24 protein-coding genes are annotated in these 24,390 nt (G+C 35.3%); 11 read left to right on the top strand and 13 right to left on the bottom strand.

What is annotated here, in order from left to right:
• Window positions 1–92 precede the first annotated feature (92 nt).
• The 4 genes from MKX45_RS09750 to MKX45_RS09735 all read right to left on the bottom strand — a co-directional run bounded on the left by MKX45_RS09750 (window position 93) and on the right by MKX45_RS09735 (window position 3,387).
• On the bottom strand, window positions 93–1,016 hold the full coding sequence (locus MKX45_RS09750) for a PTS system mannose/fructose/sorbose family transporter subunit IID (protein WP_015426887.1): 924 nt from the start codon (window positions 1,014–1,016) through the stop codon (window positions 93–95).
• An 18-nt stretch (window positions 1,017–1,034) separates the two neighbouring features.
• Window positions 1,035–1,847 carry a PTS mannose/fructose/sorbose transporter subunit IIC gene (locus MKX45_RS09745; RefSeq protein ID WP_057720129.1) on the bottom strand — a complete coding sequence of 271 codons (813 nt, stop codon included), beginning with the start codon at window positions 1,845–1,847 and terminating at the stop codon, window positions 1,035–1,037.
• A gap of 78 nt (window positions 1,848–1,925) precedes the next feature.
• Window positions 1,926–2,915, bottom strand: a complete 990-nt coding sequence (locus MKX45_RS09740) for a PTS sugar transporter subunit IIB (protein WP_340817123.1) — start codon at window positions 2,913–2,915, stop codon at window positions 1,926–1,928.
• Window positions 2,916–3,183: 268 nt separating this feature from the next.
• Complete coding sequence (locus tag MKX45_RS09735; protein ID WP_057720127.1) at window positions 3,184–3,387, bottom strand: ferredoxin; 204 nt, start codon at window positions 3,385–3,387, stop codon at window positions 3,184–3,186.
• Between the two features lie 46 nt (window positions 3,388–3,433).
• Here MKX45_RS09735 and MKX45_RS09730 point away from each other — a divergent pair, with 46 nt between their 5' ends.
• The 8 genes from MKX45_RS09730 to arcC all read left to right on the top strand — a co-directional run bounded on the left by MKX45_RS09730 (window position 3,434) and on the right by arcC (window position 12,053).
• The gene (locus MKX45_RS09730) at window positions 3,434–3,952 is read left to right on the top strand and encodes an SAG1386/EF1546 family surface-associated protein (RefSeq protein ID WP_128267539.1); all 519 of its coding nucleotides are present in this window, start codon (window positions 3,434–3,436) and stop codon (window positions 3,950–3,952) included.
• An 82-nt stretch (window positions 3,953–4,034) separates the two neighbouring features.
• Window positions 4,035–4,697, top strand: a complete 663-nt coding sequence (gene cmk / locus MKX45_RS09725) for a (d)CMP kinase (RefSeq protein WP_015426883.1) — start codon at window positions 4,035–4,037, stop codon at window positions 4,695–4,697.
• A 77-nt stretch (window positions 4,698–4,774) separates the two neighbouring features.
• Window positions 4,775–6,178 carry an LCP family protein gene (locus MKX45_RS09720; protein ID WP_015426882.1) on the top strand — a complete coding sequence of 468 codons (1,404 nt, stop codon included), beginning with the start codon at window positions 4,775–4,777 and terminating at the stop codon, window positions 6,176–6,178.
• Between the two features lie 328 nt (window positions 6,179–6,506).
• Window positions 6,507–7,337, top strand: coding sequence for a LuxR C-terminal-related transcriptional regulator (locus tag MKX45_RS09715; protein ID WP_225513417.1), 831 nt, complete (start codon window positions 6,507–6,509; stop codon window positions 7,335–7,337).
• A 233-nt stretch (window positions 7,338–7,570) separates the two neighbouring features.
• Window positions 7,571–8,593, top strand: coding sequence for a putrescine carbamoyltransferase (gene ptcA / locus MKX45_RS09710; RefSeq protein ID WP_057720121.1), 1,023 nt, complete (start codon window positions 7,571–7,573; stop codon window positions 8,591–8,593).
• A gap of 15 nt (window positions 8,594–8,608) precedes the next feature.
• Window positions 8,609–9,970, top strand: coding sequence for an APC family permease (locus MKX45_RS09705; RefSeq protein ID WP_057720119.1), 1,362 nt, complete (start codon window positions 8,609–8,611; stop codon window positions 9,968–9,970).
• Between the two features lie 10 nt (window positions 9,971–9,980).
• A complete protein-coding gene (aguA, locus tag MKX45_RS09700; protein WP_340817120.1) occupies window positions 9,981–11,081 on the top strand; it encodes an agmatine deiminase in 1,101 nt (366 codons plus the stop codon).
• A 24-nt stretch (window positions 11,082–11,105) separates the two neighbouring features.
• Window positions 11,106–12,053 carry a carbamate kinase gene (arcC, locus tag MKX45_RS09695; protein WP_340817118.1) on the top strand — a complete coding sequence of 316 codons (948 nt, stop codon included), beginning with the start codon at window positions 11,106–11,108 and terminating at the stop codon, window positions 12,051–12,053.
• Between the two features lie 310 nt (window positions 12,054–12,363).
• Here arcC and MKX45_RS09690 read toward each other — a convergent pair whose 3' ends face one another.
• The 3 genes from MKX45_RS09690 to MKX45_RS09680 all read right to left on the bottom strand — a co-directional run bounded on the left by MKX45_RS09690 (window position 12,364) and on the right by MKX45_RS09680 (window position 14,816).
• Window positions 12,364–13,539: an NADH-dependent flavin oxidoreductase gene (locus MKX45_RS09690; protein WP_340817117.1), complete on the bottom strand. Its 1,176-nt coding sequence runs from the start codon at window positions 13,537–13,539 to the stop codon at window positions 12,364–12,366.
• A 91-nt stretch (window positions 13,540–13,630) separates the two neighbouring features.
• Window positions 13,631–13,933, bottom strand: coding sequence for an ArsR/SmtB family transcription factor (locus MKX45_RS09685; RefSeq protein WP_003130388.1), 303 nt, complete (start codon window positions 13,931–13,933; stop codon window positions 13,631–13,633).
• Between the two features lie 64 nt (window positions 13,934–13,997).
• Window positions 13,998–14,816: an LssY C-terminal domain-containing protein gene (locus MKX45_RS09680; protein WP_057720112.1), complete on the bottom strand. Its 819-nt coding sequence runs from the start codon at window positions 14,814–14,816 to the stop codon at window positions 13,998–14,000.
• A 220-nt stretch (window positions 14,817–15,036) separates the two neighbouring features.
• Between MKX45_RS09680 and MKX45_RS09675 the strand changes: the two genes are divergently transcribed.
• Both MKX45_RS09675 and MKX45_RS09670 read left to right on the top strand, forming a co-directional pair.
• Window positions 15,037–15,312, top strand: coding sequence for a bacteriocin immunity protein (locus MKX45_RS09675; protein ID WP_003130384.1), 276 nt, complete (start codon window positions 15,037–15,039; stop codon window positions 15,310–15,312).
• Between the two features lie 110 nt (window positions 15,313–15,422).
• Entirely contained in the window at window positions 15,423–15,959 is a 537-nt protein-coding gene (locus MKX45_RS09670; RefSeq protein WP_012898278.1) for a YagU family protein, read from the top strand.
• A gap of 32 nt (window positions 15,960–15,991) precedes the next feature.
• Here MKX45_RS09670 and MKX45_RS09665 read toward each other — a convergent pair whose 3' ends face one another.
• The 6 genes from MKX45_RS09665 to MKX45_RS09640 form a co-directional block, all read right to left on the bottom strand.
• Window positions 15,992–16,549, bottom strand: coding sequence for a hypothetical protein (locus MKX45_RS09665; protein WP_057720108.1), 558 nt, complete (start codon window positions 16,547–16,549; stop codon window positions 15,992–15,994).
• A 1-nt stretch (window position 16,550) separates the two neighbouring features.
• The gene (locus MKX45_RS09660; protein WP_057720106.1) at window positions 16,551–17,495 is read right to left on the bottom strand and encodes a hypothetical protein; all 945 of its coding nucleotides are present in this window, start codon (window positions 17,493–17,495) and stop codon (window positions 16,551–16,553) included.
• A gap of 5 nt (window positions 17,496–17,500) precedes the next feature.
• Complete coding sequence (locus tag MKX45_RS09655) at window positions 17,501–18,496, bottom strand: hypothetical protein (protein WP_128267541.1); 996 nt, start codon at window positions 18,494–18,496, stop codon at window positions 17,501–17,503.
• A 160-nt stretch (window positions 18,497–18,656) separates the two neighbouring features.
• Window positions 18,657–19,523, bottom strand: coding sequence for a sugar ABC transporter permease (locus MKX45_RS09650; protein ID WP_015426871.1), 867 nt, complete (start codon window positions 19,521–19,523; stop codon window positions 18,657–18,659).
• Window positions 19,524–19,528: 5 nt separating this feature from the next.
• Window positions 19,529–20,911 (bottom strand): carbohydrate ABC transporter permease, encoded by a 1,383-nt coding sequence (locus tag MKX45_RS09645; RefSeq protein ID WP_081037435.1) that lies wholly within the window; start codon window positions 20,909–20,911, stop codon window positions 19,529–19,531.
• 77 nt (window positions 20,912–20,988) lie between these two features.
• The gene (locus MKX45_RS09640) at window positions 20,989–22,215 is read right to left on the bottom strand and encodes an extracellular solute-binding protein (RefSeq protein WP_340817116.1); all 1,227 of its coding nucleotides are present in this window, start codon (window positions 22,213–22,215) and stop codon (window positions 20,989–20,991) included.
• A 367-nt stretch (window positions 22,216–22,582) separates the two neighbouring features.
• Between MKX45_RS09640 and MKX45_RS09635 the strand changes: the two genes are divergently transcribed.
• The gene (locus MKX45_RS09635; protein WP_340817115.1) at window positions 22,583–24,337 is read left to right on the top strand and encodes a glycoside hydrolase family 13 protein; all 1,755 of its coding nucleotides are present in this window, start codon (window positions 22,583–22,585) and stop codon (window positions 24,335–24,337) included.
• The last annotated feature ends 53 nt before the right edge of the window (window positions 24,338–24,390 follow it).

Genomic DNA, 24,390 nt, shown 5'->3' with positions numbered 1-24,390 from the left:
AAACGCTTTACTTGCCTTAAATACTTCAATTTATTAGAGAAAAATAAAATAAAAAAACCAATCCAAAGATTGATTTTTTTATACCAAATCGATTACATGATTTGAGCCCAACGACCGAGGATACCCACGACGAAGAGACCAAAGATAATAACGATTGGAGAAACTTTTTTCTTAAGCAACCACATGCAAAGGAATGTGATAAGCAAACCAGCAAGACCAGGAATCAATTGATTCAAGTTATCTTGAAGGTAAGTTACTTTTGTAGGATCAAGAGAAAGTTTGTTACCAACTTGACCAAGAATATCATGAAGTTGTGTACCAGATACAGAACCTTTAGGGAATTCTACATAAGCACCTTTTTGTAAAGGAATTTTTGAAACAACGGCGTTAGGACCATTAAAGTTAATTGTTACCCAACGTTGAATCAATACACCAAGGACGAACATACCAAGGATAGATGCACCTTTAGTAACAGTTTGGAGAAGTCCTCCACCAAGGTCTTTAGTGATTGCAGAACCTGATTTATAACCAAATTCTTGAGTGTACCACAAGAAAGCGATACGGATAGCGTTCCACACGATGAAGAAGAAGAGTGGAGCGATAATTGATCCACCAGTAGCCAATGAAGCTGCAATCGCACCAACGATAGGACGTACTGTAAACCAGAAGACAGGGTCACCGATACCGGCAAGAGGACCCATCATACCAACTTTAACCCCTTGAATAGCGGCATCATCGATATCAGCACCGTTAGCACGTTCTTCTTCAAGGGCAAGAGTTACACCGATAATAGGAGCGGCAACGTATGGGTGAGTATTAAAGAATTCCAAGTGACGTTTCAAAGCTTCTTTAGCTTCTTCGCCAGAAGGGTAGAGTTTTTTCAATGCTGGAATGAGCGAGTAAGCCCAACCACCATTTTGCATACGTTCGTAGTTCCAAGAACCTTGGAGGAACATTGAACGCCACATAACGCTACGACGGATTTTCTTATCAAGAGTTACTTTATTTTCAGACATTTTTTAGATCCTCCTTTCTTAGTAGTCGTTCAAGATGTCGCCAATTGGGTCACCTGATGAAGATGCAGTACCATTTCCAGAACCACCAGAAGCTTGGAGGTTAAGGTAAACGATAGCGATAACAACACCGAGGACACCAGTTGCAATCAATGTTAATTCAGAGATTGGTGCGAGAGCGAAACCAAGGAAGAAGAATGGCCATACTTCACGAGTAGCCATAAGGTTGATAACCATTGCATAACCAACGGCAACAACCATCCCACCACCGACAGCAAGACCGCCAGAGATAACTGGAGGAATAGCAGCAAGTGCTTTTTGGATAGCATCTGGTGAGATAACCAAAAGAAGTCCAGCAGGGATAGCAATACGCAAACCTTGACAGATAAGCGCGATGAAGTGCCACATTTCAACACCTGAGTATGAACCTTTTTCAGCAGCACGGTCAGCTTGGTGAACGAGCACAACTGAAAGCATACGTACAAGAGTAGTCAATACAAGACCAGCAGTTGCAAGCAAGATAGCAGCAGGAACGATAGTACCCATGATGTGAGTCAAGTCAAAGTTATTTGATTGAACCATCAAGATAGATGATGCGACAGAGGCAAGGGCAGCATCGGGTGCGACAGCGGCACCAACGTTAGCCCAACCAAGAGCGATCAATTGGAGTGAACCACCGAGGATAATCCCTGCAGAAGCATGACCGGTAACAATACCGATGAGCGAGCAGGCGATAATTGGTTGGTGGAATTGCCATTGGTCAAGGATACCTTCAAGACCAGCAAGGAAGGCAACAACAATGACCAAGATTACAGATAAAACACCGTATTCCATGTTTTTTATATCTCCTTAATTATTTGGCTGCCTAATATTCAATTTTAGTAATCAGAATATCAGACGAGCTTATTCTGATTATTGTACGTCAGCTTTGTTAATCAAACCAAAGAGGTCAGATTTAGAGTCAGCTGGAACTTTACGTACGTCGAATTTAACTCCGAGGTCACGCAATTTTTCAAAAGTAGCAACGTCATCTTTGTCCATAGAAAGAACTTTGTTGAGCATTGTTTTACCAGTTGAGTGAGCCATAGAACCAACGTTCAATGTTTCAATTGGTACGCCACCTTCGATTGTTGCAAGAGCGTCTTGTGGAGTTTCGAAAAGAAGAAGGGCTTTAGTGTCACCAAAACGTGGGTCTTTAGCAACTTCAATCATTTTCTTAATTGGTATAACGTTAGCTTTTACACCAGTTGGAGCCGCTTGTTCAATGAGTTTCTTACGAAGTTCATCTTTAGAAACGGTGTCAGAAACGACGATGATGCGGTTTGCTCTTGAGTCTGGAGTCCAAGCAGTTGCAACTTGTCCGTGAAGCAAACGTGAGTCAATACGAGCGAGGTTAATTTTAATTTTACCATCACCGATGACTGTTCCTTCAGGAATCGCACCTTGAACAGCAGCCGGAGCAGCTGCAACAGCAGTTTCTTCAGCAGGTTGAAGTTCTTCAGGTAGTACTTTAATACCGCCTTTGGCTTCTTTCATAATATCTGCTACGACTTTATCCACCCCGGCAGACGCATCCATCATGCGTTCTGTGTAGGCTTGGATAAGCATAGGCAGGTTGAGGCCTGTGATGATAGCAATCTTGCGCTCTGGATTTTCACCCATCACTGCACTTGCTTGATTAAATGGAGAACCGCTCCATAAGTCAGCAAGGACAAGTACTTCATCTTCAGCATCAAATGTTGCGATGGCAGCTTCGATTTTAGCATGCAAATCAGTTGGTCCTTCGCTAGGCATAAAAGTAACAACTTGTACTTTTTCTTGCTCTCCGAAAATCATAGAACCAGATTGTTTGATGCCTGCGGCGAATTCACCATGGCTCGCAATAACAATTCCGATACTCAATGTGAGTAACCTCCTATATAAGATTATAATAAAAATTATTACTTAGTTATTATACTACTTCAAATCAATATTTGCAAATGTTTTCATAAAAATATTACACTTGTTTTTTAAGGAATGGAAACCCTTTATAAATAATTTGTATAGATAGCTTTATAAAGCGTTTTTTGGGTCGTAAATAAAAAAAGATTATCAAAGTAAGATAAATCTTTTTGAAAAGTAACAGGAATCGAAAAACTTATGGTAGAATAGTAGTTGATAAAATAATACACTAATCTCTCTCGATTTTAAGTGCTCCTGTAGGACAGGATTTTATAGCTAAAAGAAGTGAATTATCATCGGAAAATTCTTTTTGAACTTCCTCCGTATCATAAAATTTGACGATTCCATTATCGTGATAATCAAAAACTTCTGGCGCATGGAGATTACATAAACCACATGCGATACATTTGTAGGGAATTATTTTTATCTTCATATAGGAAATGATAATAAAAAAATAGTAAAATTGAAAGGAAAAGGTCGTGTCAACAAAAGAACCCTGGAATAATGAAATTTATCGTGCGATGAAAGAAGAATCGACTGAAATGAAAAGACATGATAGAGGTAGAGATGAAAGTAAACGTCCGTTAACGACGCGTTTTTTGACTTTTCTCGTTATCCTCATGTTTATTCTTGTTGGGCTAGGTATTGGCTTTATTTTATGGAATAACCAAGTACGAAATACAGCTAGTATCGCAAAAAGTTTTCATCAATCTTCATCAGTAGCTAAAACCGAAGAATCAACCAGTCAAGCCGCGACCTCTTCCTCAACAGAAGCGACTCCACCTGCTAGTAGCAGCAGCACAGTTGCCTCATCCTCTAGCAGTAGCGTTGAGTCTGGAACAACTTATACAATTGCTACCGGAGATTATCCAAGTACGATTGCAGCTAAGACAGGAATTCCTTGGGCAACGATTGCTAGTTTGAATGGAATTACAGCTGATGGATATAATGCTGATGGATCAGCTATTCATGCTGGACAAGTTTTAAAATTAAAATAAAAAATCACTGACAGACCTTTTTACATAATTCTGTCAGTAAAAATTGAACTAAAATAGGAAATAAGGTAAATAAAGAGATTCTATGAAAAAGATTCAAATTGCAATTGACGGTCCAGCGTCAAGTGGAAAATCAACAGTTGCTAAAATTATTGCACGAAATCTTGACTTAATTTATTTGGACACGGGCGCTATGTATAGAGTAGCTACTTTTGTTGCCTTGCAAAAGGAAACAGATGATGCAAAAGAAATCATTGAATTTATTGAAAAAAATCCAATTTCTTTTATGAATGGTCAAAAAGGTCAAGAAGTTTTAATGGGCTCAGAGAATGTTACAGAAGTGATTAGAACAAATGAAGTTACAAATACTGTTTCTAAAATCTCAGCTATGACCGAAATTCGTGAATTCATGGTTGCAGAACAACAAAGAATTGCTAAAAATGGTGGAATTATCATGGATGGACGTGATATTGGAACAGTTGTTTTACCGAAGGCAGATTTGAAAATTTTCCTTGTTGCTTCAGTTGATGAACGAGCTGAACGACGTTATAAAGAAAATCTGTCTAAAGGAATTCCAACCAATCTTGAGCGTTTGAAAATTGAAATTTCGGAAAGAGACCGCAAAGATAGTACACGAGCAATTTCTCCTTTGAAACAAGCAGAAGATGCGATATTACTTGATAGTACTGGAAAAACAATTAATGAAATTGTTCAATTTATTGAAGACAAAGCTAAAGAACTCATGTAAATGAGTTCTTTTTAATTATTAGATAGTCTAAAGATTGGTAAGATTTTGCAGGAATTATCAAACTTTGATATAATAATATGACAATGAATGAAAAAAAGTATAAACGCTTAGAATATTTGAGACATAACATCAATTATCTCACAATCCGAGAGCGTCAAGAGTACTATGACTTACTCAATGAACTAAAAAAAGCTGGAAATCAATCTGAACCCGAAGAATTCGAGGAATTTGAAGAATACGTCGAGCCAGAATATGGATATTCCGACTATGAACCAGAAAGCTTTCAAAAAAATACTTCCTCTTCTAATGGTAGAAATGCTAGTCGAAGAAATACGCGAGAAAGTTTTTCAAATCAAGAAAACAATAGAAATAAACCATCAAAAAAAGAAAGTAAATCTTCTAAAAAAGCTAAATCTGGCAAGAAGAAAAAACGTCACTGGTTAAGAACAATATTAACAATTATTGTTGTGATTATTGCAGTCATGATTGGTTTCTTTGTTTATGGATATCAAAGGGGCGTTAAACATGAGGGAAGCGTCGCTAAACAAGAAAAGTTCACAAGTTTAAAAAATTCGGACGGTTCTGTAAATATTCTTTTGTTAGGAGCAGACCAAAGACCATGGCAATCATCAGGTGTTGCTCATACCGATACTATTATGGTTTTACATGTCAATGGTAAGAATCATCAAACACAAATCGTGAGCTTTATGCGTGATACCCTTGTCAATATTCCTGATGTCGGCTCAAGTAATACTCCAGACTCAAAAATAAATTCTGCCTTTACAATTGGAGAACAATACAATAAACAGGGTGTGAATTTGATGAGTGAGACACTGAAAAATAACTTTGGCATTAATTGTCAATATTACGCAGTCGTCGATTTTTCAAGTTTTGCAACGATTATTGATTCTTTGTTCCCAACTGGCCTAAAAATTGATGCAAAATTTTCGACAGTGAATGGTGAGAATCTTTCTGCCGTACCTGTTCCCGATGATTTAGCTGCAACAGAAGGAAAAGTTTCAAGTGACAAAGACTTGACAGCTGAAGAAGCAGCCGCTTTAGGTTATCCTGATGGTGGTGGAACATTTATGATGATTAAACCAGGAACTCAAAAAATGGATGGACGAATGCTCTTGAATTATGCCCGATTCCGTCATGATGATGAGGGAGATTATGGACGAGTAAAACGTCAACAACAAGTTTTAGAAACAGTAATGTCTAAAATGAAAAATCCACTCTCATTGTTTACTGCTTCAAGTGCGTTGGGAACAACAAGAGCAGTTACAATGACGAATATTCCAAATTCATTTTTCTTAACTAAAGGAATTACAGCTCTTCTGGATATGAAAAATGGTATAAAATCAACAACGATTCCAGCTAATAATGACTGGGAGAATGCCTATGATATGTATGGAGGTCTAGGACTTTCAATTGATATGACAAAATACAAAGCGAAAGCCCAAGAACTTCTTGGTCAATAAAGAGAAAATTACTAACAGTTTTGTTAGTAATTTTTAATTTTAAATATTCATATGAAAAAAATGATGACAATTTTTTTCTTTAGTTATTGATTAATGGCTTATAAATAAATTATAAATTTGTATTTTTATGATATGATATGAGTATGATAATAAGATAAGTAGGTCTAATCCAATGATGTTTAATTATATTTATACTACTTTTTTGACAATTTTATACACAGTCGTGATGTCACTTTCTCTAAGTTTGTATCTAAAAGAACGAAAAAAGAATTATTTATTGGTAAGTCTTTATTTTTTGCTCCTTATTTTAAACGGTTTAATAGTGACCATGTCCGAAACTTTTCAAATATTTGCAAATGACTATAATCGGCAATTTATGGTTAATCCAATCATTGAAACCATTTATTATTTGGCAACTTTTGGTATTGCCTTAAAATTAGTGACCGAATTATTTGAAGAAAAAATAAAAACTTATCAATATGGTATTTATATTGCTTTTGCTTTATGGCTTATTGTTGTTCCTTTTATGGCAAATTCAGCGCTAAAGGTCTGGCTCTATTATTTTCCAAGCCAACTACTAATGGTCTGTTTTGGAATTTATTTATTAATCCATAATCGAAAAATGATTCCTAAAAGCAGTTTAGGAAAGTATGTGAAATTAATTGGAAGCCTAGCGATAATTTTTGGATTAGCTATAGTAGTAGAAGATACTTTTATTATTTATTTTAGAGATATTTATCATACAAATATGCTTAAAATTCATAATAGAAATGTTTCAGAAGACATTTTTCATATCTCACTTTGCCTTATTGCTATTAAATATTTTCTAACCAATTATCAAAAAGGCAACGAAGAAGTTGCTGTCATCGGTTTCAAAAATGAAAAAAATGAGACTAATGATTCTGTAAGTAATTTTGAAGAAGATGAATATTACTTTGAAAGATTTATGGATAAATATGGAATCACTCAACGGGAAGGAGAAATTCTTGAACTTCTCCTTCAACGTAAACACAATCAAGAAATAGCCAATCAATTATATCTTTCTCTAGGAACAGTCAAAACCCACACTCACAATATTTTTATAAAACTCCAAGTTGAAAAACGTTCAGAAGTTTGCGAAGTCTGGGAAGCGTTTGAAAAATCAGAGCTTACTCAATAATCCTAAAACTCCATTTTTTAATGGAGTTTATATTTATTTTGATTAAGAAAGCGGTTAAAATAGTTCTAAACCTTACTAAACCTTTTTACTCAACCCTTTGCTATCAAAGGGTTTTTGGCTTTTTTAAAAGATTAAATCCTAGAGTTGATTGTTTTATATTTTTGCTCTTGATATACTGAAATCGTTCCCAAGAGGGAAGTCAAATAACTATTTTATTCAGGAGGAATAAAGAAATGGTAACAACAAACAAACGTGATTTCATCACAACAGAAGATTACACTAAAGAAGAAATTCTTGATATTGTAACACTGGGCTTAAAAATCAAAGCAGCGATTAAAAATGGCTACTATCCACCACTTCTTAAAAACAAATCACTAGGAATGATTTTCCAACAAACATCAACTCGTACTCGTGTTTCCTTTGAAACAGCTATGACTCAATTAGGAGGACATGCGGAGTATTTAGCACCTGGTCAAATTCAACTCGGTGGTCATGAAACAATAGAAGATACAAGCACAGTTCTTTCTAGATTGCTTGATATCATCATGGCGCGTGTTGATCGTCATGAATCAGTTAATAACCTTGCAAAACATACAACCATTCCAGTTCTTAATGGGATGTCAGACTATAATCACCCAACACAAGAAGTCGGTGATTTGACTACAATGATTGAACATTTACCAGCTGGTAAAAAATTAGAAGATTGTAAAGTTGTCTTTGTCGGTGATGCGACTCAAGTTTGTTTCTCATTAGGTTTAATCGCAACTAAAATTGGAATGCACTTTGTTCATTTTGGGCCTAAAGGCTACCAACTTAATGAAGAACATCAAGCAAAATTAGCTGCAAATTGTGAGGTTTCTGGTGGTACTTATGAAGTAACAGACGATGAAGAATCAATTGTTGGTGCAGATTTCCTTTATACAGATGTTTGGTACGGTTTGTATGATGCAGAACTATCAGAAGAAGAACGTCTAGCAATTTTCTTCCCTAAATATCAAGTGACACCTGAGATGATGGCAAAAGCAGGAGTACATACAAAATTTATGCATTGTCTTCCAGCTTCAAGAGGTGAAGAAGTTGTTGATGCGGTTATTGATGGTCCACACTCAATTTGTTTTGACGAAGCCGAAAATCGCTTGACTTCAATCCGTGCCCTCCTTGTTTGGTTGATGTCTGATTATGCTGAAAAAAATCCTTATGATTTGAAAGCACAAGCTAAAGCTAAGGCTGAGTTAGAGGCTTACTTAGCAAAATAAGAAAGAGTATCATTTATGGAAAATGGAAAGAAAAAATTTAGTCTGTTTAGTGCTATTCTTTCTGTCATTTGTGTTGTTTTTGTTGCCGAAGCAGCAGCACCGGTTGCTGCTATTGGTAACTCGCAGTTCTTTTGGTGGATTGTTCTCATCGTTGCTTTTCTCTTGCCTTATGGTCTAATTACATCTGAACTTGGAACAACTTATACTGGTGAGGGTGGACTGTATGATTGGATTACAAAAGCCTTTGGACATCGTTGGGGAGCGCGTGCTTCATGGTTTTATTGGGTAAACTTCCCATTATGGATGGCTTCACTTGCTGTACTTTGTCCTGATTTATTGCATACAATGTTTGGCTTTCAATTAAATACAGGTATTTCACTATTAATTGAATTAATTTTCATCTGGGTTATTGTTTTGATTAGTTTATATCCAGTAAGTGATAGCGTTTGGATTTTAAATGGCGGCGCAGTAATTAAGGTATTCTTAGCATTAGCATTAGGAGGCTTAGGAATTTATTCAGCTTTGACTAAGGGAGTAGCAAATCATTATACTTTAGCATCATTATTTCCAAGTTTTGATTTGCATAGTCTATCATTTATCTCAGTAATCATTTTTAACTTACTGGGGTTTGAAGTCATTTGTACTTTTGCTGACAGTATGGAAAATCCTAAGAAACAAATCCCACAATCAATCATCATTGGTGGGATTGTAATTGCAGCGATTTATATGTTTTCGGCCTTTGGGATCGGTGTTGCTATTCCAACCGATAAATTATCGACAAGTTCGGGATTAGTAGATAGTTTCCAAGTGATGCTAGGTACACCAACAGGTTGGTTCATTAGTTTAATTGCTTTCTTGTTTATGCTGACTTTAGTGGGTAATATGGTTTCTTGGTCACAAGGGGTTAATAATATTGCTAGTTATGCTGCTGATAATGGCGACATGCCTAAATTCTTCTCAAAAAGACGTGCTTCTAATGGAATTTCTTGGGGTGCAGCTTTGATGAATGGGATTGTAGCGACATTTATTGTTGTGATTGCTCCATTATTACCCAATCAAGATTTGTTCTGGTCATTCTTCTCATTAAATTTAGTTCTATTTTTATTGAGTTATATTCCGGTCTTCCCTGCCTTTTATAAATTACGCAAGATTGACACTGAGACTCCACGTCCATTTAAAGTGAGTGGGAGTGACGGAATCTTGAAAGTATATATGGTCTTACCAATGATTATTATTATCATATCATTAATTTTTACAGCCATACCTTTGCAATATAATAAGGCATCATTGACAGAACAATTACCGATTACAATTGGCGCAATTATTTTTATTGTGATTGGTGAATTAATTATTAAATTTAAAAAAATAAAAAAATAGGAGAGAAAAAATGGCAAAACGTATTATTGGTACAACACCAAAAGAAGATGGTTTTCGGATGCCTGGTGAATTTGAAGCTCAAGATCAAATTTTTATGATCTGGCCCGAACGTCCAGATAACTGGCGTGATGGAGCAAAACCTGTTCAGATTGCCTTTACTAATGTTGCTAAAGCAATTAGTAGATTTACACCAGTAACAATGTTAGTTTCACAATCCCAATATCAAAATGCTCGGTATCAATTACCCGCTGACGTGCGTGTGCTTGAAGTTTCTAACAACGACTCTTGGGTTCGTGACTGTGGGCCAAGTTTTGTAATTAATGATAAGGGCGAACTTCGAGCAAATGACTGGACTTTTAACGCTTGGGGTGGACTTGTTGATGGTCTATATTTTCCTTGGGATCAAGATGATCTAGTGGCACAAAAAGTTTGTGAATTAGAACGTGTTGACTCTTATCGGACAGATGATTTTGTTCTTGAAGGAGGTTCATTCCATGTTGACGGTCAAGGAACAGTTTTGACTACTGAAATGTGCCTTTTATCTGAAGGACGCAATCCTCACATGAGCAAAGAGGGCATTGAAAATAAACTTAAAGAACATTTGAATGCTGAAAAAATTCTTTGGCTTGGGGATGGAATTGACCCAGAAGAAACAAACGGTCACGACGATGATGTTGCTTGCTTCGTAGCACCAGGGGAAGTTGCATGCATTTATACTGAGGATGAGAAGTCACCTTTTTATGAAGCAGCACAAGATGCCTATAAACGCTTGAGCCAAATGACAGATGCTAAAGGACGTCAACTCAAAGTTCATAAATTGACTTGTCCAGCTAAAAATGTAACGATTAAAAAACAATTTAGAATTGATACAGTTGAAGGAACAATGCCACGTGAAGACGGAGATATTTGTATTGCTTCATATATGAATTTCTTGATTACAAACAAAGGAGTTATCGTGCCACAATACGGTGATGAAAATGATGCTCTAGCATTAAAACAAGTTCAAGAGATGTTTCCAGACCGCGAAATAGTTGGCGTGAACACTGTTGAAGTAGTTTATGGTGGAGGAAATATCCATTGTATTACTCAACAACAACCTAAAGCCAAATAAGGAGTAGAGAGGATTTAACAGAAAATGGCAAAACGTATTGTAGTTGCTCTAGGGGGGAATGCTATTTTAACTAGCGACCCTACAGCGCAAGCACAATCTATGGCACTTAATAAGACTGCCGAACAATTAATGCCTTTAATAAAAGACAATGATGTTGAAATGGTTGTCACTCATGGAAATGGACCGCAAGTTGGTAATTTACTTTTGCAACAACTTGAAAGTAATTCAGTTAAAAATCCGGCAATGCCACTTGATACAGCTGTTGCTATGACCCAAGGACAAATTGGTTATTGGATGGCACAAGCTTTTACAGAAGCTCTTGCTAATAATGGAATGTCTGATGTTCCATTTGTTTCTGTAGTGACAAGAACAGTAGTTGATGCTAATGATGAGGCTTTTAAAAATCCGACAAAACCTATTGGACCTTTTTATAGCCAAGAAGAGGCTAAAAATATTCAGACTCAATATCCTGATTGGAAATTGATTGAGGATTCTGGACGAGGTTACCGAAGAATAGTTCCTTCACCTTTACCTCTCAAAATTGTTGAAGCTAACGCAATTAAACCATTGTTAGAATCATCAGCTTTGGTTACAGTATCTGGTGGCGGAGGAATTCCTGTTATTGAAAAAAATAAGGGATATCAAGGAGTTGAAGCGGTAATTGATAAAGATTTTTCGGCAGCAAAATTAGCAGAACTTGTTGATGCTGATGAACTAGTTATTTTTACCTCTGTCGGTGATGTCTTTTTAAATTTTGGTAAACCCAACCAAAAAGCGTTAGGAGTTGTACCAGTTAGCGAAATGCGTCAATATCTAGAGGAAGGTTATTTTGCGGCAGGTTCTATGAAACCAAAAGTGGCAGCAGCTGTCGCTTTTGTCGAAAATACTGGTAAGCAAGCCACGATTACTTCACTTGAAAATGTGGAAAACTTTGTTAAAAGTGGGGCAGGAACACGGATTCTTCCTGATTGATTAAAAATATCATTAAAAGGTTACTAGGAAGAAAGAATTCTAGCAACCTTTTTTAAAGGAAATTGGCCTAAATAATAGAGCTTGTTAAAATTTTTTTGTAAAGCGCCAGTATGATTTGTAATCACCTTTCTATCTAGGATATAATATAAAAGTACCTCTTAGCGTTGGGGTACAAAAGCAAATTCTACGGAGCTTCTCGGATATTGGAGTTCCAAAAAAAGTTCCTGTTAAGTCAGGAACTTTTTTATTTTAAAAGAAAAAACTACTGTAAAGTTACAATAGCTTTTAATATATATTAGTCATCAAAAAACTAGATATCATACTTTCCTGTATGCAAGTGTCTAATAGTTTCGCCTCCGGGTAAAGGAGGTAAGCCAAGAGAATCTTCACGGCTAAAGGCTTCAAGTAATCCAGGAGTTAAGTGAGAATACTCAACTGTTTCCGGACTAATCTTATGAAGAATTGTGTCCCCTTTTCCTTCAGTAACTTTTTTAGCAAAGTTAGGGTCAATCAAAGTTCCACGAGCAACAGCAATTAAATCAGCATAGTTTTCAATCGCATCAGTCGCTGTATCCTCCCCAAAAATACCACCGACAATAAGAAGTTTTGTTTTATCATCTAAGATTTCTCTAAAAAGTTCAGCATAAGATTTTTCGCTATTTTCAGGTTTAGAATTGTATCCTGCCCATAATGAAAGATGGATATAATCAAGTTCATATTTAATTACTTCAGAGATAAGTGAGAGAGCTTCTTTATAATCATAGCCAACATTTTTTCCATGAAGTTCTTCAGGAGAAATACGGTAACCAATGATAAAGTCTTTAGGAGCATATTCATCAACGATTGCTTTTACTTCTTTAACAACAGCTAGCGGAAAGGCCATTCGATTTTCCAGTGAACCACCCCATTTATCTGTGCGAAGATTAGAAAGTTTTGAGAAAAATTGTTGAATTAAATAATGATTGGCACCATGAATTTCAACACCGTCAAAACCAGCATCAATTGCACGTTTTGTGGCTTTACCAAAATCAAGAATGATATCATCAATCTCTGTTAGTGTGAGTTCAAGAACAGGGTAATCTAAGAAAGAAAAATCGATAGCAGAAGGAGCCACCACATCTAATCCATTAACATGACGTCCTACAGCGGCTCGCCCAGCATGATGAATTTGAAGAATAGCTTTATTTCCATCTTTTTTTAGAGCCTGTGCAGTTTTTCGTAGTCCTTCAAGATGAGCGTCAGAATAAGCTCCTAATTGTTCAGGATATCCTGGCACATATGCTGGTCCACCATTTTCACTCACATAATGGAATTCTGTAATTAACATACCTGCCGCTTGTGAACGGGCAGAGTAATATTGAATAGTATCATCAGAAGCGAAACCACCTTTTAAACCAGAATGAGTTTGCATTGGAGACATTACAATACGATTGTTTAAAGTTGCCCCATGACGTAAGGTAACATGATCAGTTAATTGATTTGACATATTTTTATCCTGTTATTATTATATTTGGAAAGTATATTATTAAAACTATAATTCGAGAAATATCGATATTAAGAAATAAAAAGAAAGTTAATTATAACTCTTCTAATATGAAATTTTTAAAATCGGAAATCATCTCCTCGTTTCGACGATAATAGGTCCATTTACCAATGCGAGTAGCAATTAATAAATTGTCTTTTTCTAACATAGATAAATAATGAGAAGTAGTAGACTGAGTTAAGTTCAGTAATTTTTGGATTTCACCTACACAAACACCCGTTTCAACTTCATCTACTTTAGTTTCGTTGTAGAAATGTTTTTTTGGTTCTTTGAGTAAAGTAAGAATCTTCAATCGATATTCATTTGATAGGGTTTTAAAAGTTTCTACATTTTCCATAAATCTATTATATCGAAAAAATACGATATGTCAATATAAAAGATTTTGGGAGTAAGTTAAATACCTATCGTTTGTTGGTTTTTTTTCTTAATTTCAAATAAACTAAAGAACCATCTGTAGAAATCTTATCTCCCCCACCATTTCTACTTCGATAAGGATTTGTGAAATGAGTATATAGCTTCCTTTCTTCAACTAGTCCATGCTCGATGAGTTCATTTGCGATAAGATTTCTTTCTTCATCTATATTCTCATCAATACGATGAGTAATTTGTCCTGTAAATAAAGAAAATCTAATACCAATATCTAAAGAAGCGGCACAGACCCAATCAGACTTTACTCCCCCAGGGAGGTAATAATCTTGTGGAGTTTCCCATAATCTGATATGATGCCTTTGTTTAGGACTGCCAGCAATTTCTTTTTCAAAGGCGAGGTCTTGTTTTTTAGAAAATAAGAAGAGAGAGCTAACGGGTGCAGTGGGATAGCTTTGATGTAATAAGCTTGATTTTATAATTTTGAGAGATGACCTTAAAGTAATTTTATCTGATTTTGTCCACCCCATTCTTAAAAAAGCAGCTTCTATATCCTCTTTTGAACCGTCAATTAATAAATTTACCGAATCACCTAATACACCATCAGAAGTTCTGGACCTTCCAATAAAGTATTCCGGTAGATAAATTTTTGTGATGATTTTTGTGATATTCGGAATAATCAGATAGGACAAAATTAGCCATGTGACAATATATAAAAAAATATGAATCTTACGAGTTAATATATCTCTGAAAAATAAATCATAAATGGTATATCCAAAGACAACTGCTACTAAAACACGAAAAGTACGAGCGGTGAAATTTATAATTTTAGTTTTTTGATCCATCGATATCATCTTTCTTATTTAGAGGTTAATGAATATTTTTTGATAAAGTATTATAGATTTTTTTGACACAAAATCTATTTATATATCTATTCTAATTTAAAAATGACTAAAATACTAGAGAGAGTATTGACCAAAGATTTAGAAATAAATAAAATAGATTCGGAAGAAATTGACTATATTATCAGAAAATTATAAAATAAGCTATCTGAAAGGTTAAAGGAGTGAATAAATGGTCAAAAAAGCGAGTGAAGCAGAAATCTTAGAAGAACTTTATGATTTAATTCTTAGTAAAACATTGAATAGCAAAGAACGTGAAGTTTTAGTGAAGAGTAAGAATAATTTAGAAAAGGGAAATTATACTCCGAAGGTAATCAACGATCTCCAACATTCTCTAGCGCCTCTTGCTAGAAAACAGGAATTATCTAGTGAAGTTGTGAGGTTTTATCTTCAGTTGTCGCAACAATTTATTGAAAGAGGTCAACGTGGAAGTTGGCTTTCGCTTTAATGATAATAAATCTTTCCTTTAGAATGAGCAAACAATTCAATACACTTTATAATAAATTTTTTATAAAATAAGAGTAGTTTTTATTTTATATATTATAAGGAGATTTTGAAATGGTAAAAAATATATCGTTGGATTGGTTTTTGGGAATTTTATTGCCTTGCTTATGGATTGGTATTGTTTCTGGACTAATTTCTGGAATGGTAAAAATTGGTTGGGAAGCCATTCTTCCTCCTCGTACAAAAGAGCGAGATGAAACAAATCCTCCTCAAAAACTTATGCAACAAATTGGCTTTCCCCAAAAAATTACTCATGCTTACTTTTTGTATTCTAAAGACCAAAAAGTGTATTGGTTTGCCTTGATTCTTCATTTCAGTTTTTCAATTGTTTTTTCATTTATTTTTGTTGTCTTATCACAAATATGGAGTGGTATAAGCTTAGGCGAGGGGGCTCTTTACGGTATTATTATCTGGTTTTTATGGCATATTCTGTTAATGCCTATTACTAGAACGGTACCACAACCTTGGAAACAACCTTTTTCAGAACACTTTTCAGAATTTTTTGGACACATCGTCTGGGCTTGGTCAATAGCTGCTGTGAGTTTTTATATGATTGCTACTCACTATTCAGATGTTCTTTCACTTTTCTAAAATAAAAAGAGCCATTCTTAAGAGGGCTTTTTTTATTTCAGATTTGATGAGAATTTATTCACTTTAAAGAGATTTTCTTCAATAACAAATTCCCACTTTTGTACGTCTTTTTGATATGTTTGTCTATCAGGCAGGGGATCTTTTAGCATTTCATTATATCTGGACATTGACCTTGAGGTGACAAGGTACATAAGGCTATCATTTTCATCAAAAGATAGAGAATATTTCGCTTTAAGGGAAATTTCCACAGTAATTTTATTCTTGAATTGGTGTAGGTTGTTTATTCCTTCAATCTGAATATCAAAAATGGATTCTTTTTTTCCATACATATCATTGTATACAATATGTTTATCCTGTTTTTTTAGTAAATTTTTACTGTAAAATTGGCTGTTTTGATATAGTTTTGACTGATTCCATGAGCTAAGAACAGCTAAAACAAGAGCTTCAATCTCATCAGCCTTAATCACGTCTTCTGAGATATTTTTAGCGGTAATATATTTTTTTTTAGTTAATTTTTCAATTAACAATAAGGCAAGTGGTGATAAAACTAGAATAGGGATTAGAAGTAGTTTCAGGGAAAATAGATTCATATTAATTTGTGGTCTCTACGGGGCTTAAATAAGCTTTAAATTCGTGATCTGTTGAAATGTCTCTTGTTGTGATAGTGCACTCATCAAATTGAGTGAGAGTTGATGAAACTGTAGCTCTATAGGCAGAAACAGTAATCTCTTGACTTAATGTTGAGTCGGGAATGCTATATGCTAAGGTCACTTCTTCCAAGTCCATAAATAAATCTCTGAAAGTTAATTTTTTTATTTTTACTTTTGTTTCGTTTAAATTTTCTGAGGCACTCCATCCAAGACCTAAAAGAGTGTCAAAATCGGAATATGAAAGTTTTATTGCAGCATCAGAGATATTTTTGTCTTTAAAGTTGACTGACATCGTTTTATCCCGAGCACCTCCAGTAAAGGAAATATCAAAGAAGAGAAATTTAGGTGTGGAGATGGTTAGAGTGGCATCAGGATCCGGAGAATCATGATTTAAATTAACTTGGGCATTTCCTTTGGCATTCGACCAGTTTCCTGCAATTGCCTCTTCAAAATCCTTTAAAAAAGATTGATTTTGAGCTTTCCATGCTTCATTAACTGAAGTCATATTATTTTTAATTGGAGTTATTGCTTTTTTATACTGAACGGAATTTTTCCGATAGTAGATCATCTTTTGCTTTTTATTGCTTAGTGTCAAAATGTTTCCCGAAATATCAAAAGATGTTTGATATTTGTAGGAGTTGAGATAACTTAATTCATGTTTCTTTTCATTAAATTGATAATTTTTTTCTTTAGTGAAATTAACGATAGAAGTACTCTTATTGGGAAAATCTAATAATTTGAGATTACTTGTTACTTGTGTGGGTTCTTGTAAGAGTTCCCACTGACCTTTTATTAGTGTACTTTCTGACTTTGTTAGTTTGCTACATGCTGAAAGAGAGAAAAAAGTTGTTATTAGTATAGCTACTACGATAATTTTATTTTTCAATTTTTTTACTCCGTTTTAGAAACATCTCCAGAAATTTGAACCCCTTCATTACCACATTGTGTGATGAGTAAGGCAGTATCAAATGATAATTTTCCGTTTTTATATGAAAGTTCGGAAGGGGAAAAGCTTTGAGAAATCGTGCCAGTATCAGTTGTTACATCATAGGAAAAAGCAATATATTTGATACGGCTAAACATTTGTTCGGCTGTGAGGTCTTTAATGATATTTAAAAGTTTCTTAGGATCTACTGGAATATGATCTGAAGGTTCTAATCCTAAAATGCCATTAGGTTGATAAGAAGCATAAGCGTTGTGAATTACTTTCTGGTCAAAATTTGTCAAAGAATCAGAAGAGGCGTGAAATGAAAGATTAGTTCCACCATCGAAAGTTAATGTTTGCATTCCGGGCGCCCAAGCCACACCTTGCCCAGTAGTTGTTACCGACTTAAAGTGGCCTGCCCATGTTCCAATCATTGCTACCTTGAGTGATTTTTCAATGATGTCTGTTTTTGCTTTCCAAACTTCATTCAAATGAGTCACTGATTTTTTCTCTTTGGCTTCTTTGTCGTTAATTTCTTTGGTCTTTTCTTTTTCAAGCTTACTTCCTACTCGATAATAAACATTTCCACCAATATCTGAACTCGTCGTATCAAATTTTAAAATATCCTGACCGTGTTCTAACTTATAATCATAACTGTATGAACCAATAATAATTTGTCGACCTAGCTTATAGTCGTATTCATTAGTAGCAAGTGTGACTTTTTTCTTATCAAACTTGATTTTTTCACTGGTAGATGCGGTTAAATCTAACAGTTTATGTGCATCTGCAGCACTCGTTGTTTTCGGAAGATTGATTTTACTTTCGGAATACGAAATCCATTCTCCTTGAATAGCTTGGTGAGGAGTAGTATTAGTTTTAACGCTATCTTTACTTGAAGTTTTACAGCTGCTTAAAATTCCAATAGAAAAAATAGCAAAGATGATAATAAAAAATTTTTTCATAAATTTATATACTCCAATTTTGGTGACATTACGGCTTAATTATAGCATATAAAATTTTTATTTATGAATATAATTAGAATATAAAGAAGAGATAAAAAAGGGCGCCGATAATTATTATTATCAGTGCCCTTTTTATCTTGTTAATGAAATATTTACTTTTTTATCCTTTATCTGCACCAGCTGTGATTCCATTGACGTAGAATTTTTGCATGATGACAAATAGGATTGTGATTGGGATGGCAATGATAACACAGCCTGCAATAAATTGTGTGAAGAAGGCTGTGGCAGCTCCTTTTTGCGAGTGAACCATGCTATATAAACCATAGGCAATTGTAAAGGTTTCTGGATGGGCTTGATTATTTCCTAAAATGATTCCAGAAAAGATGAAGTCTGTCCATGGGGCGATGAATGCCATTAAAGCAGTATAAACAATGATTGGGCGAGAGAGAGGCAAGGTGATATGCGTGAAAACTTGCCATTTGTTTGCTCCATCAATTGTTGCAGCTTCATCAATTGAACGTGGGATGGTGTCAAAGAACCCTTTAGCGATGTAGAAACCTAATCCAGCTCCACCAACATATACCAATATCAAACCACCGAGGTTTAACATGTTCATTGCTTTTAATATATAATAAAGAGCAATCATTGACATGAATCCAGGGAACATTCCGAGAACGAGGGCGATTTGCAAGAATGGTTTACGGAAAGCAAAACGTAAACGGGAAAGTGTATACGACATGATAATCGTAATAAATGTAGAAAGTGTAGCAGAGATAACGGCTACAATAAAGGTGTTAATAATCCATGAAACGAAGGGGAAACTACCACTTTTATTTTGGAAAAGTTGGATATAATTCTCAAAGGTAAATGTTTTTGGGATGATTGTTGAGACAAACCCTGTATTGTTTTGAGTCAGACTGGCTAAGACAATCCAAATAATAGGGAAAATCCAAACAATTGCTAAGAGAGCGAGTAGAATATATCTCAAACTTAATGAGATACGGCGTTGCGTTTTATAAGATTTCATTTCAATTAGCCCTCCTTAAATGCATTTGTACGACGGTATGCTACTAATGAAATTGATGCATTAACAATGAAAATTAAGATACCAAGAACAGCGGCTGCGTTATAACGCTGAGTTTGACCGAATACGAGGTTATAGAGCCAAGTAACAAGAAGATCGGTTGAACCTGCTCCTTGGTAGTTTGGATTCATTGGCCAACCACTAGTCAAGAGGTAAATAACGTTGAAGTTATTGATATTACCAATAAACTGTTGAATCAATGCAGGAGTCATAACAAAGAGAATCTGAGGGAAAGTGATAGAGCGGAAGATGTTCAAACTATTTGCTCCGTCAATACGAGCAGCTTCTATTTGATCTTGGGGGAGATTTTGGATAATTGCAGTAGACACAAGCATTGAGACAGGAATACCAATCCACATATTAACAAAAATTACCGTAATCCGTGCGACCATTGGGTCAGAAGCTGCACCAATAAAGTTTATTGGATTAGAAATAAGATGAAGATTCATCAAGATTCCATTTAAAGCTCCTTGTTGGTCCAAAAATTGTGCCATCATCAATAAGGTTACAAATTGTGGAACGGCAAATACGATAACAAAAATGGTTCTCCAGAATCCTTTAAATTTAATTCCAGTAGATTCAATGAGAAGAGCTAGTAATACACCTCCAAGGAATGTTGTAGCTGTTGCAACAATTGCCCATACTAAGGTCCATCCCAAAACTGGGAAGAATGTGCCAGCTAAATCACCGGTTAAAACATTAGCAAAAGCTTGGAATCCAGTCCATGAGAAAGCAGTAGCATGAAGGCGATCATAGTTTGTGAACGCCATTGAAATCATATATACAGTAGGTAATACGGTAAAAGCTAATACACCAATCAATGGAACAGCCATCAAAGTTGCATAAAGTTTTTCGTCAAGTAAAGAAGCGAGTTCTTCTTTATTTGTTGGGATATGTTTACCTTCTCGTTTTAAATAATAAAGATGCTTATTTGAGCGGTAGTTGAACCAATAAAGCAGTATAAATAAAATCACAACAAGACAGGCAATAAGTCCCCAAAGTAGAATTAAAACAGAGTTATCTGGCTGTAAAGTTTGTGGAAAACCAGAGGCATCGGTAATTGTTCTTTTTATTTTATTTGGGCCTAAGCTACTAAGAAGAGAGAAGGCACTGATTCCAGAGAAAAGAAGCCAGCCAATAAATGCAATTTCAAGAATTAAAAGTGTGAAGCCTTTTACCCATTGTTTATTTTTAATTTGGTTCAAACCCATAACAAAGAAGGTTAATTTTGTTACTGTGTCCCCTTTTGAGAAAACTTCGCCTAATTTAATTGATTTTTCTTCAGGAGAAATCGTGCTTTCAGTGAGTTTTCTTTTTTTCTTTTTAGTCATAATATTTCCTTTAAAAATTAAGAGGTTAGGCTGAAGGAGCCCAACCTCTTATTCACATATAACCATTAGATTGTCTCTTATTTAGAGATGCTGTCTTGGAATTTTTGTAATTGAGCTTGATAGTCAGCTGGTTTGATAGAGCCAGTGTAAGCACCGTTCATCAAAGGACCAGCATTATTCCAGAAAGTTGCCATTTGTGGAAGTTTAGGCATTACTACAGAATTTCCTTCTTTAGACATTGTAATAACTGCTTTGGTAACGTCTGAATTCTTCACAGCGTCATTCATTTGAGCGTCGTTATTTGTAGGAACATCTCCTTGAGAATTAAAGAGTTTCAACTGAGCAGATTCACTTGAGAGATATTGAGCAACTGTTTGAGCAGCAGCTTGACTCTTAGAAGCTGAATTGACTGCAAATCCTTTAATACCTTGGAATGATTGGAGTTGTTTAGCTTGTCCATCAATGTTGATTGTTGGGTAAGGAGCAACTGCGAAGTTATCACCTAAAATCTTTTTAATGTTAGCAGTATCCCAAGGACCGTCAAACATGGCAGCAACTTTACCGGCTTGGAGTTGATTTAAGGCATTAGTTGTTTGAATTACATTTTTATTTGATTTTTGTGCAGCAATCCATTCAAGTGCTTTAACACCATTTGCCGATGCAACATCAGTAGATTTCACATCTTCGCCTGATTTACCGAAAAGGGTTGTGCCAGCTGTAAAGAATACTGGATAAGAGTAGTAAGGGTCGGTGTAGTTAGCAGCAAATCCAGCTTTAGCAGTCATTCCTTCCCAAGTTTTGATATCGTCAGCTGACAATTTAGACTTGTTATAGAAGAGGACAAGAGATTCTGTTGATTTAGGGAATGCATAAATCTTGTCTTTGTAAGTTACACCATTAACAGTGACATCAGAGTTGTCTTTTTTGATTTCGTTAGCGAATTTTGTAGCAACTGGATTGATATAACCTTTATCAGCCATATCACCAAGTTGGTCATTTGGTACAGCGAAGACGTCAGCATATTTAGAAGGGTCTTTAGCGATATCTACTTTAGCATTTGCTGAACCAGATGCATTGGCAATAATTTGAACTTTAAGGTCTGGGTATTTTGAAGCCAATCCTTTAGCAACGTCTGTATATGTTGCTTTTTGTTGTGTGTCTACATAAACACGAACTGTTCCTTTAATGCTGTCTGAGCTAGAAGATGATGATTTGTTAGAACTTGCTGATGAACCGCAAGCTGCGAGGGTTGCGAGGGCGAGTACAGATGCTCCACCAAGAGCAACTTTTTTCCATGATTTCATTTTGTGTTTCCTCCTAATGAAAACGGTTTATTTTATACACTCCTCATTTTACGCAACCGTTTGCTTTTTGTCAAGGAAAAAAATATTACATTTTGATTACTTAGAAATTGGTTTATACCGAATTTTTAGCGTATTCTTTAGAATGAAAAATAAATGTTTTAAAAAATAATATACGAAAATTGTCGCAAACGGTTGCGTCAATGAAAGCGTTATGATAAAATATGATTAATGTGAGATTTATCTTCTCCAGATGTGGTGGAAATGACACTATCGAAAAGCGACGGAAAAGGTGCTTTTCGCTGTCCTTGAGATTAATTGAAAATAGTTTAAGACAGTACAGCCATCAAAAAAATTTGGAGGTTCTATTATGAACAAAGCTGCAATTTATCATCGTCCTGAGTCGGAATTTGCTTATCTTTATGCAAAAAATCTGATGCATGTTCGTCTGCAAACACAAAAATCTGATGTGGAAAAAGTCGAATTATTTTATGGCGATCCTTATTCGTGGGAAGGGCTTGATAACCCTAAAACACAGTATTGGGCTAGTCAAAAAGTAGAGATGAAAAAGTATCTTTCTACTAATATCAGCGATTATTTTGAGGCCGAAATTACTGTTGCAACGAAACGAGTAGATTACTTATTTGTCATTACAGGTTTGGATGGAGAAAAAGTAGTTTACACAGACCAAGGAATGTTTGATTACGATGAGAGCTTGGTGACTAAAAAATATGGGGCTTTCCGTTTGCCTTATTTCCATGAAAGTGATCGTTTTAAAGCACCTGAATGGGTCAAAGAAACGGTTTGGTATCAAATTTTCCCTGAACGTTTTGCCAATGGGGATACGAGCAATGATCCTGAGGGTACAAAAGCTTGGAATCCACAAGATGTTCCTGACCGTCAAGATTTTTATGGGGGAGATTTGCAAGGGGTGATTGATCATTTGGAACATTTGACTGAACTCGGTGTGAATGGCATTTACTTTACTCCTATTTTCCAAGCTTTTTCTAATCATAAATATGATACAGAAGATTATATGGAAATTGATAAGCAATTTGGGGATAAGGAATTGTTTAAAACTTTGGTGAAAGAAGCACATGCGCGTGGTATTAAAGTCATGTTAGATGCGGTCTTTAATCACATCGGAGATACGTCTGCTCAATGGCAAGATGTATTGAAAAATCAAGAAAAATCAAAATTTGCGGATTGGTTCCATGTTAATAGTTGGCCAGCAACTTATACTCCAACTGATGATTTTGAAAATGCTGAGAATGCAACTTATGATACTTTTGCCTTTACTCCACACATGCCAAAACTCAATACGGCTAACCCAGAGGTTGAAGCTTATCTTTTGAAAGTAGCTGATTATTGGATTTCTGAGTTTGATATTGATGCTTGGCGTTTGGATGTGGCGGATGAAGTGGATCATACTTTCTGGAAAAAATTCCGCACAACTTGTGATGTGGCAAAAGATGATTTTTATATTTTAGGTGAGGTTTGGCATTCTGCACAACCTTGGTTAGTTGGCGATGAGTTTTCTGCCGTTATGAACTATGCTTATACCGATGCGATTAAAGATGGTTTGATTACGAAGAAGATTTCTTTGGAACAAATGGTTTCTAATATTAATACGCAGCTGACATTATACCGTAAGCAAGTGAATCAAATGATGTTTAATGTTTTAGATTCTCATGATACACCTAGAATTTTGACTGTTGCAAAAAATAATAAAAATTTGATGAAATTGGTTGAAACATTCACCTTCATGCAACCAGGTGTGCCTTGTATTTATTATGGGGATGAGTATGCGGTGACAGGTGGGATGGACCCTGAGTGTCGTAAGGTGATGCCTTGGGAAGAAAAAGATCAAGATTTAGAGATGTTTGAATTCTTTAAAAATCTGATTGCTCTACGCAAACAATATCAAGGAATTTTAAGTGATTCAGAAGTAGAATGGAAAATCGTAGATTCAGAAAATGGCATTGTGAAATTTGAACGTGGATCTCTGAAAGCTATTTTCAATATTGGCGAAAAACCGGCTTATTTTTCAGCTGATGAGGTGGTTTTCTCTAATTTGGTTGACCAAAATAATATTTTACAATATGGTTTTGTAATCTATAAATAGAAAATGGATTCTGTCAGTTCACTGCGACCGAAAGAGTCATTGAATCGGTAAAT

It is taken from the genome of Lactococcus sp. FSL W8-0209 (assembly GCF_038006585.1).
Lineage (GTDB): Bacteria > Bacillota > Bacilli > Lactobacillales > Streptococcaceae > Lactococcus > Lactococcus lactis.
The sequence above is the reverse complement of the archived record's forward strand: the minus strand, read 5'-3'. Positions and strand labels throughout refer to the sequence as shown.